12 protein-coding genes are annotated in these 14,701 nt (G+C 47.2%); 7 read left to right on the top strand and 5 right to left on the bottom strand.

The features are described 5' to 3' along the window. The first annotated feature begins 81 nt into the window (after nucleotides 1–81). Nucleotides 82–537, top strand: coding sequence for a hypothetical protein (locus ABF87_RS08555; protein ID WP_160828709.1), 456 nt, complete (start codon nucleotides 82–84; stop codon nucleotides 535–537). A gap of 234 nt (nucleotides 538–771) precedes the next feature. Here ABF87_RS08555 and fghA read toward each other — a convergent pair whose 3' ends face one another. The 3 genes from fghA to ABF87_RS08540 are packed head-to-tail and all read right to left on the bottom strand — an operon-like array spanning nucleotide 772 to nucleotide 3,227. Next, on the bottom strand, nucleotides 772–1,605 hold the full coding sequence (gene fghA / locus ABF87_RS08550) for an S-formylglutathione hydrolase (RefSeq protein WP_205012678.1): 834 nt from the start codon (nucleotides 1,603–1,605) through the stop codon (nucleotides 772–774). Between the two features lie 11 nt (nucleotides 1,606–1,616). Further along, complete coding sequence (locus tag ABF87_RS08545) at nucleotides 1,617–2,723, bottom strand: S-(hydroxymethyl)glutathione dehydrogenase/class III alcohol dehydrogenase (RefSeq protein WP_160828707.1); 1,107 nt, start codon at nucleotides 2,721–2,723, stop codon at nucleotides 1,617–1,619. Between the two features lie 12 nt (nucleotides 2,724–2,735). Next, nucleotides 2,736–3,227 (bottom strand): low molecular weight protein-tyrosine-phosphatase, encoded by a 492-nt coding sequence (locus ABF87_RS08540; RefSeq protein WP_160828706.1) that lies wholly within the window; start codon nucleotides 3,225–3,227, stop codon nucleotides 2,736–2,738. Between the two features lie 216 nt (nucleotides 3,228–3,443). On the opposite strand from ABF87_RS08540, the gene ABF87_RS08535 reads away from it, so the two are divergent. From ABF87_RS08535 to dnaJ, 5 genes are all read left to right on the top strand, one after another. Next, entirely contained in the window at nucleotides 3,444–3,761 is a 318-nt protein-coding gene (locus ABF87_RS08535; protein WP_193568004.1) for a hypothetical protein, read from the top strand. 337 nt (nucleotides 3,762–4,098) lie between these two features. After that, nucleotides 4,099–5,469 (top strand): adenylosuccinate lyase, encoded by a 1,371-nt coding sequence (purB, locus tag ABF87_RS08530; RefSeq protein ID WP_160828705.1) that lies wholly within the window; start codon nucleotides 4,099–4,101, stop codon nucleotides 5,467–5,469. Between the two features lie 135 nt (nucleotides 5,470–5,604). Next, nucleotides 5,605–6,198: a nucleotide exchange factor GrpE gene (gene grpE, locus ABF87_RS08525; RefSeq protein ID WP_160828704.1), complete on the top strand. Its 594-nt coding sequence runs from the start codon at nucleotides 5,605–5,607 to the stop codon at nucleotides 6,196–6,198. A 58-nt stretch (nucleotides 6,199–6,256) separates the two neighbouring features. Beyond that, nucleotides 6,257–8,197 carry a molecular chaperone DnaK gene (dnaK, locus tag ABF87_RS08520; RefSeq protein ID WP_160828703.1) on the top strand — a complete coding sequence of 647 codons (1,941 nt, stop codon included), beginning with the start codon at nucleotides 6,257–6,259 and terminating at the stop codon, nucleotides 8,195–8,197. A gap of 150 nt (nucleotides 8,198–8,347) precedes the next feature. Continuing rightward, nucleotides 8,348–9,460 carry a molecular chaperone DnaJ gene (dnaJ, locus tag ABF87_RS08515; RefSeq protein ID WP_160828702.1) on the top strand — a complete coding sequence of 371 codons (1,113 nt, stop codon included), beginning with the start codon at nucleotides 8,348–8,350 and terminating at the stop codon, nucleotides 9,458–9,460. Nucleotides 9,461–9,636: 176 nt separating this feature from the next. Here dnaJ and ABF87_RS08510 read toward each other — a convergent pair whose 3' ends face one another. After that, nucleotides 9,637–11,820, bottom strand: a complete 2,184-nt coding sequence (locus ABF87_RS08510; RefSeq protein ID WP_160828701.1) for a primosomal protein N' — start codon at nucleotides 11,818–11,820, stop codon at nucleotides 9,637–9,639. 118 nt (nucleotides 11,821–11,938) lie between these two features. Then, nucleotides 11,939–13,360, bottom strand: coding sequence for an adhesin (locus tag ABF87_RS08505; RefSeq protein ID WP_160828700.1), 1,422 nt, complete (start codon nucleotides 13,358–13,360; stop codon nucleotides 11,939–11,941). Between the two features lie 188 nt (nucleotides 13,361–13,548). On the opposite strand from ABF87_RS08505, the gene ABF87_RS08500 reads away from it, so the two are divergent. After that, complete coding sequence (locus ABF87_RS08500) at nucleotides 13,549–14,658, top strand: aromatic ring-hydroxylating dioxygenase subunit alpha (protein ID WP_160828699.1); 1,110 nt, start codon at nucleotides 13,549–13,551, stop codon at nucleotides 14,656–14,658. The last annotated feature ends 43 nt before the right edge of the window (nucleotides 14,659–14,701 follow it).

The following is a 14,701-nucleotide window of genomic DNA, read 5'->3' as shown; positions in this document are numbered from 1 at the left end:
AGAAATCATCCTTAGGATGTAAAATAACTTAAAACAGGCTTTCAATTTTTATTTCTTTATAACATTTTCAAAGGAACACAAATGAAACAGCTATTTTTGTTATTGCTATTGTCGTTTTCTACGGCGATTGCCAAAGCGGATACCTTTGATCCTGCCACAAACACGCTGACGATGGATTCCGTGATTGTCGGTGATCAAAAATATTTCAATGTAGTGGTTCGTATTGATCAATTCGCTGTGTTAGGTGTTGGAAGTTCTGTACCCATTGGTGGAGTCAGTGAAACTTGCGGAACGGAAAATTTTACGATTGATAAATTTAATGCGATCCAAGTAGGTATGTCCATCGACCAGGTAAACCAAGTCATTGGTTGCAAATTTGATCCCGGTAGTGCGGTCAGAACTGGCGGCCTAGTTAATTATAGTTGGATGAATTTTTCTACGGGTAATGTCCAGCTCATTTCAGCATTTTTTGATGAGTCAAGTTTAAAAATTACGGGCACAATGGGAAATCAATTCAAAAGCAGTGCCGGTTTCTAGCTGTATTGATTAATCCGGTGCGGATAAAATTGAATGTTTTGCGATGGGAAACTGTACGAGTTTATTTAACACAGACTTTCTTGCATCGAAACTTATGACTTAATCAAACCCAACAATCACCGCATCAGTGGTAGTTGGGTTTCTTATTTTACAACCCCGGTTTGTTTGGATTCAAACTCAATAGAAGCAGACACAGATCAAAAAATAAAAATGTGATCTGCAGAACATTTACGATTACATCAACGCATTGCGATGATACTTCAAATGCTCACCGATAAATGAACTGATAAAATAATAACTGTGATCGTAGTGTTGATGGTATCGCAACGTCAATTTTTGATTACTCATTGCGCAGGCATTTTCCAATAGGTGAGGGTGCAGTTGTTCCGTCAGGAATTGATCTTCCAAGCCCTGGTCAATCAATATATCCGGTACGCGGCGGCCATCTTCGATCAATGCGGTGGCATCGTGCTGACGCCAGTCTTGCCGATTCTCGTCCAAGTAATTACCCAATGCCTTTTGTCCCCACGGGCATTGCATCGGTGAACAAATAGGCGCGAATGCGGATACTGAACGGAACAATTCAGAATGTCGCAATGCCAGTGCCAATGCGCCATGCCCACCCATGGAGTGGCCAGAAATGCCGACCTGATCAGCCTGGGCAGGGAAATGATCAAGAATGATGGAGCGCAATTCCTGTGTGATATAGCTTTCCATACGAAAATATTGCGACCAGGGAGAGGCCGTGGCATCCAGATAAAATCCGGCGCCCGCGCCGAAATCCCAGGTATCGCTTTCGCCTGCAATACCGGTTTGACGCGGACTGGTATCCATCGACACCAGCATCAAGCCATACTCGGCGGCGTAGCGCTGTGCGCCGGCCTTGATCATGAAAGTTTCTTCCGTGCAGGTCAGGCCAGCCAGAAAAAACAGCACAGGCACACGCTGATGATGGGTCTGTGGCGGTTGATAGACCGAAAATCGCATCGGCAATCCGATGACTTGTGATTGATGCTGGTAAAAGCCTTGGATGCCGCCAAAGCAATGATGCAGGCTGCGGGTTTCCATCGTCATCGCGATCAATAAACCACTACTGAACGAATCGATTCGCCGGTTTTCATTAAATGAAAGCCTTCATTGATGTTATCCAGTGTCAACGTGTGCGTGATCAATGAGTCGATGTCGATTTTTCCTTCCATGTACCAATCCACGATCTTGGGTACGTCGGTTCGGCCGCGGGCTCCGCCAAAAGCAGATCCTTCCCATTTTCGGCCGGTCACCAATTGGAACGGCCGCGTGCTGATTTCTGCGCCAGCCTCGGCCACACCGATGATGATGCTTCGTCCCCAGCCTTTGTGAGTGCATTCCAATGCTTGTCGCATGACCTTGGTATTGCCGATGCATTCAAAGCTATAATCCGCGCCGCCATCGGTCAGTTGCACCACGGCATCGACGATATTCGGCACATCGTTGGGATTGATGAAGTGGGTCATGCCGAATTTGCGTGCCATCGCTTCTCGTTCCGGATTGAGATCGATGCCGATGATCTTGTCGGCGCCAACCATGCGTGCGCCCTGAATGACATTCAAGCCGATACCGCCGAGACCGAACACAGCCACATTCGCCCCGGCCTCGACTTTGGCGGTGTAGATGACCGCACCCAGGCCGGTGGTGACGCCGCAGCCGATGTAGCACACTTTGTCAAAAGGCGCATCTTCACGGATTTTGGCCAATGCGATTTCCGGTACTACTGTGAAATTCGCGAATGTCGAAGTCCCCATGTAATGAAATAGCGGTTTACCATCGAGCGAAAACCGTGACGTGCTGTCTGGCATGAGACCTCTGCCTTGAGTGGATCGGATAGCCTGGCAAAGATTGGTCTTTTTAGACAAGCAGAACTTGCATTCGCGGCACTCCGGCGTATATAGCGGGATCACATGATCGCCTTTGCGCAGGGATTTGACGTTGGGGCCGATATCGACGACGATGCCTGCGCCTTCATGACCCAGAATAGCCGGGAATAGGCCTTCAGGATCGGCACCGGACAAGGTGTAGTAATCGGTGTGGCAAATGCCCGTGGCCTTGATTTCAACCAATACCTCACCGGATTTAGGCCCTTCCAGATCGACCTGCTCGATCGTCAGAGGCTGACCGGCTTGCCATGCAACTGCAGCGCTTGTTTTCATTCGTTTCCCTTGTCAAGAATTGTGAGTGCATAAATGAGCGAGTAAGCCTCGGCTGGCATCTTCAACCATATCCAGAACCAACTCGAATCCTTGATCTCCGCCAAAATAGGGATCAGGTACTTCAGTATCCAGGCCGGCATTTTGACTGTACTGCATGAATAGCTGTATTTTGTCGAGGTGTTGCCGCGGGCTGCGTTGATGTAACAGCGAAAGATTTTCCTTGTCCATCGCGAGAATATAGTCAAATTCTTCGAAATCGCTCGTTTGAACGGCGCGCGCGCGTAATTCATGCATAGCATATCCGCGTTTCGATGCAGTGTGCTGGGTACGATGATCAGGCGGATTACCGATGTGGTAGGCGTGCGTTCCAGCAGAGTCCACTTCGATCAGGTGATCAACCCGGGCTTCTTTGACGAAGTGCCTAAATACGGCATCTGCCGTGGGGGAGCGACAAATATTGCCCATGCAGACAAATAGAACTTTTATTTTTTTGATTTTATCCATAGTCATTTGGTGGAGTGATATACAGAGAATTAGGTTGTTAAGTTATTTATGCGCTTGGTATTTTCGGGGTGACTAATTACAGCGCTTAGAAGCAGTGAAATATTATTTCAGAATAACTGAATTTTATAGCATTTAAACCGTAATTCAATCATTAATGGCTGCGAAAGCCAATTATTCCGTGCTTCTAACGTAACTATACATAGCAAAGGATGTAGCATGTCACTCAAAAACTCGATCAAAGAATTTAAAGCCTATCTGGGGGATAAAGACTCGGTTCTCGATACAAACTATCAAAGAATTGCCCAAAGTATTCAATTGCAATGGGGATATTCTGAAATTTATTCCTATCTGAATAAATTATTATTGGTCGAGAAGGAAAGAAATAGACATGGATTCCCGCTAGAAGTATTACAGGAAATTCATGTGTTGCAGCAGATTCATGAAAAATTATTTCCTGGAACAAAAGGGGACTCGATTAATAATGTCAGCGGTCACCCAGCTAAAAGCAAGCAAAAAGGTCCTAACTGGCTATAAGCTGAATTTTCTCACGAAGATTTGAATTGCAGGAAAGCCTGAAAACCAGGGATGTATGCGTATTGATTGCTGTCCGGTGATAAACCACTCATTTCATGCGGGCCAACATTTACCTTCCAGCCGAGGGAAATTTTAATTATGATTGCGCTTCATCACATAGCTCGCATGCGGCTTCATCCTGCTCATTGATTCCTAATCAGCATTAATTCCCTCGTTTTTCCTTACCTCATCATCGAGCGTATCTTTTGCAGAATTTGGCTGATGGATGAAAGGGCACGATCCGTGCAATCTTTCGTTGGCATGTTAAAATGCCCTCCCCAAAATACTCATCAGTCAAATGAATTTCTCTGCAATCACGGCATTATCTCCGCTGGATGGGCGTTATCATACAAAAGTCGAGCCATTGCGGCTTTATTTCAGCGAATTTGCGTTAATCCGCTATCGGGTTCAGGTCGAAGTGGCCTGGCTAAGAGCTTTAGCCCATGAACCGGACGTTACTGAGATTGCCCCTTTTTCTGCAGTAACCGAGTCTCAATTGACGGATGTGGTAGCTGGTTTTTCAGTTGCGGACGGTGAAGCCGTTAAAGCCATCGAAGCCACAACCAATCATGATGTTAAAGCCGTGGAATATTGGTTGAAAGAAACCTTGCGTGATAATGCCGAGGTCGTTTCAGCGAGCGAGTTCATTCATTTTGCCTGTACTTCGGAAGACATTAACAACTTAGCCCATGGCTTGATGCTTAAATCGAGCTTGCATGACATCATGGTGCCGGCACTCGATAGAATTATTCAGATACTAATCGAGTTAGCGCACTCGTTGGCTGATATTCCGATGCTGGCGCGCACCCATGGGCAACCCGCGACGCCGACTACGTTGGGGAAGGAAATAGCCAATGTGGTTTATCGCCTGGAACGAGCGCGAAAACAATTGGTTGAGATTGAGATTCTAGGAAAAATAAATGGTGCAGTTGGAAATTACAATGCTCACTTAGCGACCTACCCGCATGTCGACTGGGAAAAATTTGCACAGAATTTTGTCGAGCAACTGGGCCTGACCTTCAATCCTTATACTACTCAGATTGAACCTCACGATACGATTGCCGAGTTATTCAATGCCTATGCTCGAATCAATACCATTTTGCTGGACTTGAATCGCGACGTCTGGGGATACATTTCACTGGGATATTTCAAGCAGAAAACTAAAGCCAATGAAGTGGGGTCTTCTACGATGCCGCATAAAGTCAACCCCATCGATTTTGAAAATTCAGAAGGTAATTTGGGAATTGCCAATGCGTTACTCCATCATTTGAGCGAAAAATTACCGGTATCCCGCTGGCAACGAGATTTGACCGATTCAACCGTGCTGCGCAATATGGGAGTAGCTTTGGGGCATGCATTGCTGGCGTATGATTCCTGTATCAAAGGTCTCAACAAACTTGAAGTCAATTTGGAGCGAATTCATAATGACCTGGATAGTGCCTGGGAAGTGCTTGCCGAGCCGATTCAGACAGTCATGCGGCGTCATGGCATAGACAATCCCTACGAGCAATTGAAAGCATTGACGCGCGGTAAGGCAGGTATCACGAAAGAAGTTCTGCACCAATTCATTGCTGAATTACATATTCCTGATGAAGATAAACAACGTCTGCTGCTGATGACGCCGCGCAATTACATTGGTAAGGCAAGCGTATTGGCTCGGAGAATTTGAATTTTTTCTGTAATTATTTTGATATTCCAGTGATTCTACTCATTAAATTTACTAATGTAATTTATTCATGATGAAAAGCTTGAAATTGCGGAATACAGCACCATATAAGTTTTCAAAAGTTTACGAGGAGAAATAATGCAGAGCTCAGAACATCCTGATCAATCAGAATTGAATCCCACAGAGGCTTCGGTTGCTGCTGATAACGATAAAATAACTGGCATAAGCAACGATGCCACTATTCAAACCGGAGCGAAAAAAGATCCGTCACCCAATCTCGAACATTTACTGAAAGAAGCTGAAATAAAAGCGGCGGAGCACCACGATGCGTGGATACGCGCAAAAGCAGAAACCGAGAATATTCGGAAGCGGGCGCAAGCCGATGTTGCCAATGCACACAAATACGCCATTGAGAATTTTTCTACAGCACTGCTTGCTGTGATGGATAGTTTGGATGCAGCGCTAGGGGTTGAGAATGCGAACCTGGAAAACTATAAAAACGGAATGGAACTCACCCAGAAACAATTGATAAGCGCCTTTGAAAAATTTGGTATTACTGCAATTGATCCTGCGGGAGAAAAATTTGATCCGCACCAACACCAGGCGATGTGTACCGTAGACTCGGAGCTTGCTCCCAACACGGTGATTCAAGTGATGCAGAAAGGATATAAATTGCATGATCGCATCATTCGCCCTGCGCTCGTATCGGTTTCCAAAGCTACCGGCACTTGAATTTTTTCTCTCTATCACTACCTTCAAACCAATTGATTATCTTTAAAAGGATCTAAATATGGCAAAAATTATTGGTATCGACTTGGGTACCACGAATTCCTGTGTAGCAGTGATGGAAAGTGGGACACCCAAGGTTATCGAAAACGCTGAAGGCGCGCGTACGACCCCTTCGATCGTGGCTTACACGGAAGATAATGAAATTTTAGTCGGCGCATCGGCCAAGCGTCAGGCGATCACCAATCCTAAAAATACCTTATTTGCAGTTAAGCGACTGATCGGGCGCCGCTTCGACGAAGATATGGTGCAACGCGATATCAAAATGGTGCCTTACAGCATCGTTAAAGCCGACAATAATGATGCCTGGGTGGAAGTGCGCGGTAAGAAAATTGCACCGCCGGAGGTTTCTGCGCAAGTCCTGATGAAAATGAAAAAAACCGCCGAGGATTATCTCGGAGAAACCGTCACCGAAGCGGTCATCACGGTGCCTGCCTATTTTAATGACTCTCAGCGTCAAGCAACCAAGGATGCCGGGCGTATTGCCGGTTTGGAAGTAAAGCGCATCATCAATGAACCTACTGCAGCCGCTTTGGCATTTGGTTTGGACAAAAAAGAAGGCGACCGGAAAATTGCCGTGTATGACTTGGGGGGCGGTACATTTGACATTTCGATCATTGAGATCGCCGAAATTGAAGGTGAACACCAATTCGAAGTGTTGGCAACGAATGGCGATACTTTCCTCGGCGGCGAGGATTTCGATTCGCGCGTCATCGAATATCTGGTTGATGAGTTCAAAAAAGAATCCGGTATTGATCTGAAAAAAGACATGCTGGCTTTACAACGCTTGAAAGATGCCGCAGAAAAAACCAAGATCGAATTATCTTCCAGCCAGCAAACCGAAGTAAATTTACCGTACATCACTGCTGATGCGTCAGGACCAAAACACTTGGCAGTCAAGATAACGCGTGCCAAATTGGAGAGTCTGGTCGAGGAACTCATCGAACGCACCGCTGGACCATGCCGCACTGCGATCAAAGATGCCGGACTGACTGCGTCGGATATCGATGACGTTATTTTGGTCGGCGGCCAAACCCGCATGCCCAAAGTGCAGGAAAAAGTGAAGGAGATTTTTGGCAAAGAACCACGCAAGGATGTGAATCCGGATGAAGCTGTTGCAGTGGGCGCGGCAATCCAGGGAGGCGTGTTGCAGGGCGATGTCAAAGATGTGTTGCTATTGGATGTGACTCCATTGTCGCTCGGTATCGAGACATTGGGCGGCGTGATGACGAAATTGATTCAGAAAAACACCACCATTCCAACCAAAGCTCAGCAGGTATTTTCAACTGCAGAGGATAGTCAAACGGCTGTCACTATTCACGTACTGCAAGGCGAGCGCGAAATGGCATCCGGAAATAAGAGCCTGGGTCAGTTCAATTTGAGCGATATTCCACCTGCACCTCGCGGAATGCCTCAGATTGAAGTGACCTTTGATATCGATGCGAATGGCATCTTGCATGTATCAGCGAAAGACAAAGCCACCGGCAAGGAAAATAAGATCAAAATTCAGGCCAGTTCAGGGTTGTCCGATGATGAGATCGAACGCATGGTGAAAGATGCGGAAGCGCATGCCGAAGAGGATCATAAAACGCTGGAACTCGTTTCCAGCCGCAATCAATGCGATGCGATGATTCATTCAGTCAAGAAATCCTTGAAAGAGTACGGCGATCAACTCGATGGCGAGGAAAAAGCCAAAATCGAAGCGGCATTGAAGGATGCTGAGGATGTGCTCAAAACCGATAAAAAGGATGAGATCGACGCCAAAACACAGGCATTGACGGAAGCTGCGCATAAATTAGCTGAAAAAATGTATCAGCAAAAAGATCAGCCGGATCAACAGGGGCAAACCGGAGCTGGAGCCGGTCCTTCATCAAATCAAGGTGAGAAACCAGTTGAAGGTGAAGTCGTTGATGCTGAGTTCGAGGAAGTTAAAAACAAAAAATAATTTGTTGCAACAGCGAAAGCTGACAAAGCGCAGAGGTGTCGGAAGGGATTTAACAGTCTTTTCCGGGCACTCTGCGTTTTAGTGTTTAAGAGAAACTGGACATTCATTCTATGACGTACTTTACATTTATCTTAGCAGCAGGAATTGAATATGAGTAAGCGCGATTACTATGACATTCTCGGTGTTAGCCGTGATGCCGATGAGGACACCATCAAAAAAGCCTATCGCAAATTGGCAATGAAATATCATCCTGATCGGAATGCCGGCGATGCAAAATCGGAAGAGATGTTCAAGGAAGCCAAGGAAGCTTACGAAATTCTGACAGATAGCAACAAACGTGCTGCTTATGATCAATTTGGCCATGCCGGCGTGAATGGGGGTTCAGCAGGCGGTTCGGGAGCCCAAGGATTCAGCGACGCGTTCAGCGATATTTTTGGAGATATTTTCGGTGGCGGCAGAAGTGGGCGTTCGAATATGCATCGGGGTGCCGATTTACGCTATAACCTGGAGATTTCGTTGGAGCAGGCGGCGCACGGAACTGAGACAAAAATCCGCATTCCGACGATGGTCAAATGTGAACCTTGTAGCGGCAGTGGCGCAAAACCCGGGACTTCGCCGAAAACCTGTCCGACCTGTAATGGTCATGGGCAAGTCAGGATGCAGCAGGGATTCTTTTCGATTCAGCAAACCTGTCCCAAATGCCAGGGCAGCGGCAAGATCATTGCGCAGCCTTGCAATGCCTGTCATGGTGTCGGGTTGGTCAAGCAACATAAGACGTTGAATGTGAAAATTCCGGCCGGTGTGGATGACGGCGACCGCATCCGTATTTCTGCGGAAGGTGAAGCGGGCATCAATGGCGGACCGTCCGGCGACCTCTATGTCGTGGTTCATTTGTCTGCACATCCGGTTTTCCGCCGTGAAGGCGATCATTTGCATTGTGAAATACCGATCAGCTTCAGCGTGGCTGCTCTGGGGGGAGAAATCGAAGTGCCTACATTGGAAGGACACGCAAAGATCAAGGTTCCTGCTGAAACTCAGACTGGCAAAATTTTCCGCTTGCGGAGTAAAGGCATCAAGGGCGTACGCAGTCATGATAAAGGCGATTTGTTGTGTCACGTCGTGGTGGAGACTCCTGTTAAATTAACAGGGCGCCAGAAAGAATTATTGGAAGAACTCGAAGCGATCAGCCTGAAGGATGGATCGCGTCATAGTCCCCGAGCTAAATCGTGGATGGACAAGGCACGGGAGTTCTTTTCGGAATAAGGAAATCACTGATCACTGCTGGCAAGCTCTGCTTGAAACTTTTACTCCAGAAGTTGGAATCGGGAATGAAAGACAGCATTGAACGGCTGCTGTGGTGTCAATTGCATGGCGTTGAACACACGCTGTTTTTATTGTTTGCTGGTTCTTCTGATCCATTTTCACTCACAACCATTTCATTAGAATTCAACAGGATCGATATCCAGCATCCAGCGAATTTTATGAGTGGCTAATCGATTGATTTCGATATACCACTTGCCCAGAAATTCTTGCAACTGACTGCGTGAAGCGGATTGTACCAACAATTGGGCGCGCTCCAGTCCTTTCAAACGCACTATTTGGGCTGGAACTGGATCGAACATTTCGATTGAGTCTGAGTGAGCAATCAGATGAGATGCCTGAGTCAGAAAATTCATCACATCCTGCATGACGTGTGATTCAGCGCGCAGTAATGCTTGGTGAACAAAAGGAGGAAATTTAGCCGTTTTTCTTTCCGCCAGCAAAGCCTGTGCCAATGAATCATAATCTTGGCGTTGCAATGCGTGGTAGAGGGGATGGGCAGGAAATTCAGTTTGGATCAGGACATGACCTGGAACTTCAGCGCGCCCGGCGCGCCCTGCGACTTGCATCAATTGCGCAAATAATCGTTCGCTGGCGCGGAAATCGGTACTGTACAGCGAAGTGTCCGCATTCAGTATGCCAACCAATGAAAGGTTCGGAAAATCATGTCCTTTCGCAAGAATCTGAGTGCCGACGAGGATATCGATTTGTTGTGTATGAATCGCTTGCAGAATATCTTTCCAGGCATTTTTGCGCCGGGTGGAGTCGCGATCGATGCGCGCAATCCGCGCCGCAGGAAAGTGTGTTGCCAGTGTTTCTTCTATGCGTTGCGTGCCTTGTCCAAACGGAGCGATATCCTGATTGCCGCAATCCGGACAGGCGCGAGGGAAATGTTCATCGTGGCCGCAATGATGGCAACATAATTTTTTATCCCGCAAATGCACAACCAACCGGCTGGAGCATCGATGGCAAGCCGCTGTCCAACCGCAAGACCGGCAGAGTAATACCGGCGCGTAGCCGCGCCGATTGATGAAGATGAGACTTTGATGTTTGTTCGCCAGGCATCGGTCAATTGCTGCAAGCAGCGCCTTCGATAATCCTTCCCGGGGTTTGTCGGCTCGAGTATCGATGCATTCGATCGAAGGTAGCGCTGCGTTCTCAATGGCGCGAGATGTCAATCGAACAGTGTGATATCGATGGATGAGGGCGTTATGGTAGCTTTCCAGCGAAGGAGTTGCAGAACCGAGCAGAATGGGAATATTGGCCTGCTTGGCGCGAAAAATGGCCAGATCGCGTGCGGAATATCGCAGCCCTTCATGCTGTTTGAACGATGCATCGTGTTCTTCATCGACGATGATCAGTCCAAGATCTGGAAGAGGCGTGAAGACCGCCAGGCGCGTACCCAAGATGATTTTCGCTTCACCATTTTGTGCTTGTAGCCAATTCATCAATCGCTCGGTGTCGTTCAAACCACTGTGCAAACTCACCAGGCACGTAGCCGGAAATCTGGCACGAAATACGGTTTCCAATTGCGGCGTCAAATTGATTTCAGGGATCAGAACGAGCGATTGTTTGTTCTGCGCCAACACTGTGGCAATAATCCGCAAGTAAACCTCTGTTTTTCCACTGCCCGTCACGCCATGGAGCAACCAAGCCTTGAACTGATTTGGTGTGGCGGTCATTAAAGCAACTGCGCGCGCTTGTTCGGTAGTCAGCGGTGGACCTGAATTGGCTTCAATGGGTTTATCGGCAGTGGTGATTGATGCTACCCAATCTTGCGCCAGCCAATCCTTGAGCACATGGATGGCCCGGGGAGAGATCTGTTGGATTTGGTGATGGCTCAATTCCGTCGAGTCATGGAATTCCTTGAATAAACGCCGAGCTATTCGTTGCTTTGCTGGGATGTCCGATATTTTTATTAAGGCGCCCGCTGGCGTCAGGCCATAGCGTTGCTCTGTCAGATTTTTCTTGAGTTGTATTGGCTGGTTGTTGCGTAATTTGATCGGCAATCCATTCATGATCACCATCCCGAGGGGATAATGATAGTAACGGCTGCAAAAATTGAACAATTGCAGTAATTCTTGCGATAACGGTTTGATTTCTCGGAAAATGAATTGGGCTGATCGAAGTTTGGCTGAAGGCACCTGGGTTTCGGCAATGACGGCAATGATGATGCCGGTCAGAAGTTTTTTACCAAACGGAACACAGGCGCGTAGACCAATATCGGCGGTGCTGGCGTCGTCTGCGTAGTAATCAAACACTGTGTCGACAGGAACGTTCAGTGCGACCTGAATGATCGGCATACTTACCTAGCGAAGATCAGGTGAGTTTCGCGATTGCGGTTGAGTTGGTTCGGAAAGTAAGCCACTCATCGCGATCGATGATGCCGATGAGTGGCTCGGTTCAGCATGCGTATTGAAATTATTTCGAAACTCGATATACGGTGACGGATTCTTCGCCTTGCTTGTCCAGCTTGGCTGAGTTTCCATCGGCATTGATCGAGAAACCGATGGCGGTATTGTTATCCAAGTCGGAAAAACCGGCACAGCCATTGGTGTTGTAGGTAAAGCTCGAAAAATTGAGCTTGCTGCTGCCCTTGTCATAACTGTAGGATGAAAATTCAACACCGGGTTTGGCGCATTTCGCTTGATCTGCACGTTGAGTGGTTCCGGTCGGATCGATCATGAAGAATTTCCCATTGGGAAAGAAAACCAGCGTCGGGGTTTGAATCGCTGTACTGTCGTATGCCCATGCGCCGACAATGCCATTCGCATCGTTATCGATTTTCGCGTAACGGGTTTCTTTGACTTCTTTCTCGGCCACTTCGTTTTCATCGCTTAACTGAATCGGCTTGGCGATATGGAACAACTCACCGAATACACTGGTTTCTGCGCGTGCTCGTTGAACGGTCACGATATCGGAGTTGATCAGCTCAAACCCATCGGTGCGCACTCGCCGGGTTGGATTCGGATTGGACAGCCCGGCCTTGATGTTGGTATCGATGCTCGGTGTCCCTATTAATTTAAAGCCACGGCTATCGAATTCTTCAGCTTTGGCAATGCCATATTCAACACCGGATTGGAACACGGTCTTTCCGCCGCAGACCCGGTTTTCATCACACGAGTCATCAGGACGGGCATCGCCTTGCAAATATTCACCACTGATGTCTGAAGCTACTCGCAATACGCTGGCTGTTTTGTCAGTATAGCTCACCCAGATTTGGGCGCTGAGCAGTGCGACGCCTTGTGACAAGAAATGAGTGCGTGCTTCTTCAGGCGTTCTTACTCCTCCTGTAATTCCGCTGGCTTCCATGATGCCTTTTAATCCTGCAGCATCCGCAAATCCTGCTGGATCGCTGTCGAGATTGATGGAATTCTTGACTGCTGCGGCTGTGTCACTCGAAATCGATATGCCATTGGACAGATTGGCATCAGAATCCAATGATTGCAGCAGAACCAGTAAATTCTGAAGTTTATTGGGATTATCTCCGGCCAGCTCAATGGGGGTGAGGATTTGTGAACCCTGAATATTACCGAGTGTCAAATTTCCCAATTTGAATTCAATCTTATCACCATGATTGAAATTGAATTTACCTTGCTCATCAGTGATGCCCGATTTCCCCGATCCTGCTGCATAAGATATGCCAGAGACGGGTGAATCGACTAAAATACCGACTGCAGGGCCGGTTTGAGTTGTACGTTTGGCGGTGGCTACAGATGACGAGTCGGACGATGCCGCTTGGGTTTTTTCACTGCCATCGCCACATGCAGTCAGTCCTGCGATCATCAACGAGGATAATAGATATGCCCATGAATGTTTTCTTAACTGATGTATCTCTTTCATTAAGATGCTCTCTTTTTGATTAATATTGGTTAAATTGCTCGGTAAATGGGTACCGTATTGTACTATCAACATTGCTATTATAACCAAGCAAACAAGTTTTCTTTTCTTCGTTGCTGAAGGGAGTTTTATTTTTTTGTTTTTTCGGGTATTTTCGCCGCTAATTTTTTGGGAGAGTGTAAGGTATCGATATGTCTAACTTGGCTGAAATCTCACAACTGACGGGGATGTCGGTGCAACTTCCGGTTGACTGGTACTTGGATCCAAAGATCCTAGAGATTGAAAAACGAATTTTATTTGATAAAGGTCCAGGATATATCGGACATGAAATGATGGTGCCCAATGTGGGCGATTATTATGTGCCAGAGGGGATGAATAATGCCAAGGTTCTGGTACGACATGAGCACGGCATTGAATTGCTTTCGAACATCTGCCGTCATCGGCAAGCACTGCTCCTGAAAGGGCGCGACAACATCAAAAACATTGTCTGTCCGATTCATCGCTGGACTTACTCATTGGAAGGCAAATTACTTGGGGCTCCGCATTTTGAACAGAACCCGTGCCTTAATTTAAATAAGACGCCGCTGCAAAACTGGAATGGCCTGCTCTTCAGCGGGGCGCGGAATGTATCGCACGATATGGCCAAGTTCAGCATGCTCAGTGAGTTTGATTTTTCCGGTCATGTATTGGATCGAATCCAGATCGATCACTATCTCTGTAATTGGAAAACCTTCATCGAAGTTTATCTGGAGGATTACCATGTCGATCCTTTCCATCCCGGGCTGGGGCATTTTGTCAATACCGAGAAACTCGACTGGGAATTCGATGATTGGTACAGCGTCCAGACGGTTGCGATCGATAGTGGGCGTTTGCAACGCCCGGGTAGCCCTGTCTATGCAAAATGGCACGAACAGGTGCTGCGACAACAAACTGAAGGGGAAATGCCATCTCATGGCGCCATCTGGCTGTTGTACTACCCGAATATCATGGTGGAATGGTATCCGCACACATTGGTCATCAGCACTTTGATTCCTACAGGTATTGAAAGCTGCACCAATGTGGTTGAATTTTATTTTCCTGAAGAAATTGCCTTGTTTGAGCGTGATTTTGTTGAAGCGGAACAGGCAGCCTACCAGGAAACTGCGTTGGAAGATGATGAAATCTGCAGATTGATGACTGAGGGACGCAGAGCACTTCATGAGCAGGGATTGAATGAAGTAGGACCTTATCAAATGCCGATGGAAGCTGGAATGAAGCACTTTCATCAATTTCTGCGGCGTGAAATGGAACCGCATCTTTAAGTAAATTCTGAAAAAACAGCAAGCTTTGGCCGGCAAGGTGGAA

The organism is Nitrosomonas sp. JL21 (assembly GCF_009833095.1).
GTDB lineage: Bacteria > Pseudomonadota > Gammaproteobacteria > Burkholderiales > Nitrosomonadaceae > Nitrosomonas.
The sequence above is the reverse complement of the archived record's forward strand: the minus strand, read 5'-3'. Positions and strand labels throughout refer to the sequence as shown.

Coding starts and splice junctions, on each gene's coding strand:
- ABF87_RS08555 (WP_160828709.1), top strand. CDS start 82: ATGAAACAGCTATTTTTGTTATTGCTATTGTCGTTTTCTACGGCGATT.
- fghA (WP_205012678.1), bottom strand. CDS start 1,605: ATGGAAACCCGCAGCCTGCATCATTGCTTTGGCGGCATCCAAGGCTTT.
- ABF87_RS08545 (WP_160828707.1), bottom strand. CDS start 2,723: ATGAAAACAAGCGCTGCAGTTGCATGGCAAGCCGGTCAGCCTCTGACG.
- ABF87_RS08540 (WP_160828706.1), bottom strand. CDS start 3,227: ATGGATAAAATCAAAAAAATAAAAGTTCTATTTGTCTGCATGGGCAAT.
- ABF87_RS08535 (WP_193568004.1), top strand. CDS start 3,444: ATGTCACTCAAAAACTCGATCAAAGAATTTAAAGCCTATCTGGGGGAT.
- purB (WP_160828705.1), top strand. CDS start 4,099: ATGAATTTCTCTGCAATCACGGCATTATCTCCGCTGGATGGGCGTTAT.
- grpE (WP_160828704.1), top strand. CDS start 5,605: ATGCAGAGCTCAGAACATCCTGATCAATCAGAATTGAATCCCACAGAG.
- dnaK (WP_160828703.1), top strand. CDS start 6,257: ATGGCAAAAATTATTGGTATCGACTTGGGTACCACGAATTCCTGTGTA.
- dnaJ (WP_160828702.1), top strand. CDS start 8,348: ATGAGTAAGCGCGATTACTATGACATTCTCGGTGTTAGCCGTGATGCC.
- ABF87_RS08510 (WP_160828701.1), bottom strand. CDS start 11,820: ATGCCGATCATTCAGGTCGCACTGAACGTTCCTGTCGACACAGTGTTT.
- ABF87_RS08505 (WP_160828700.1), bottom strand. CDS start 13,360: ATGAAAGAGATACATCAGTTAAGAAAACATTCATGGGCATATCTATTA.
- ABF87_RS08500 (WP_160828699.1), top strand. CDS start 13,549: ATGTCTAACTTGGCTGAAATCTCACAACTGACGGGGATGTCGGTGCAA.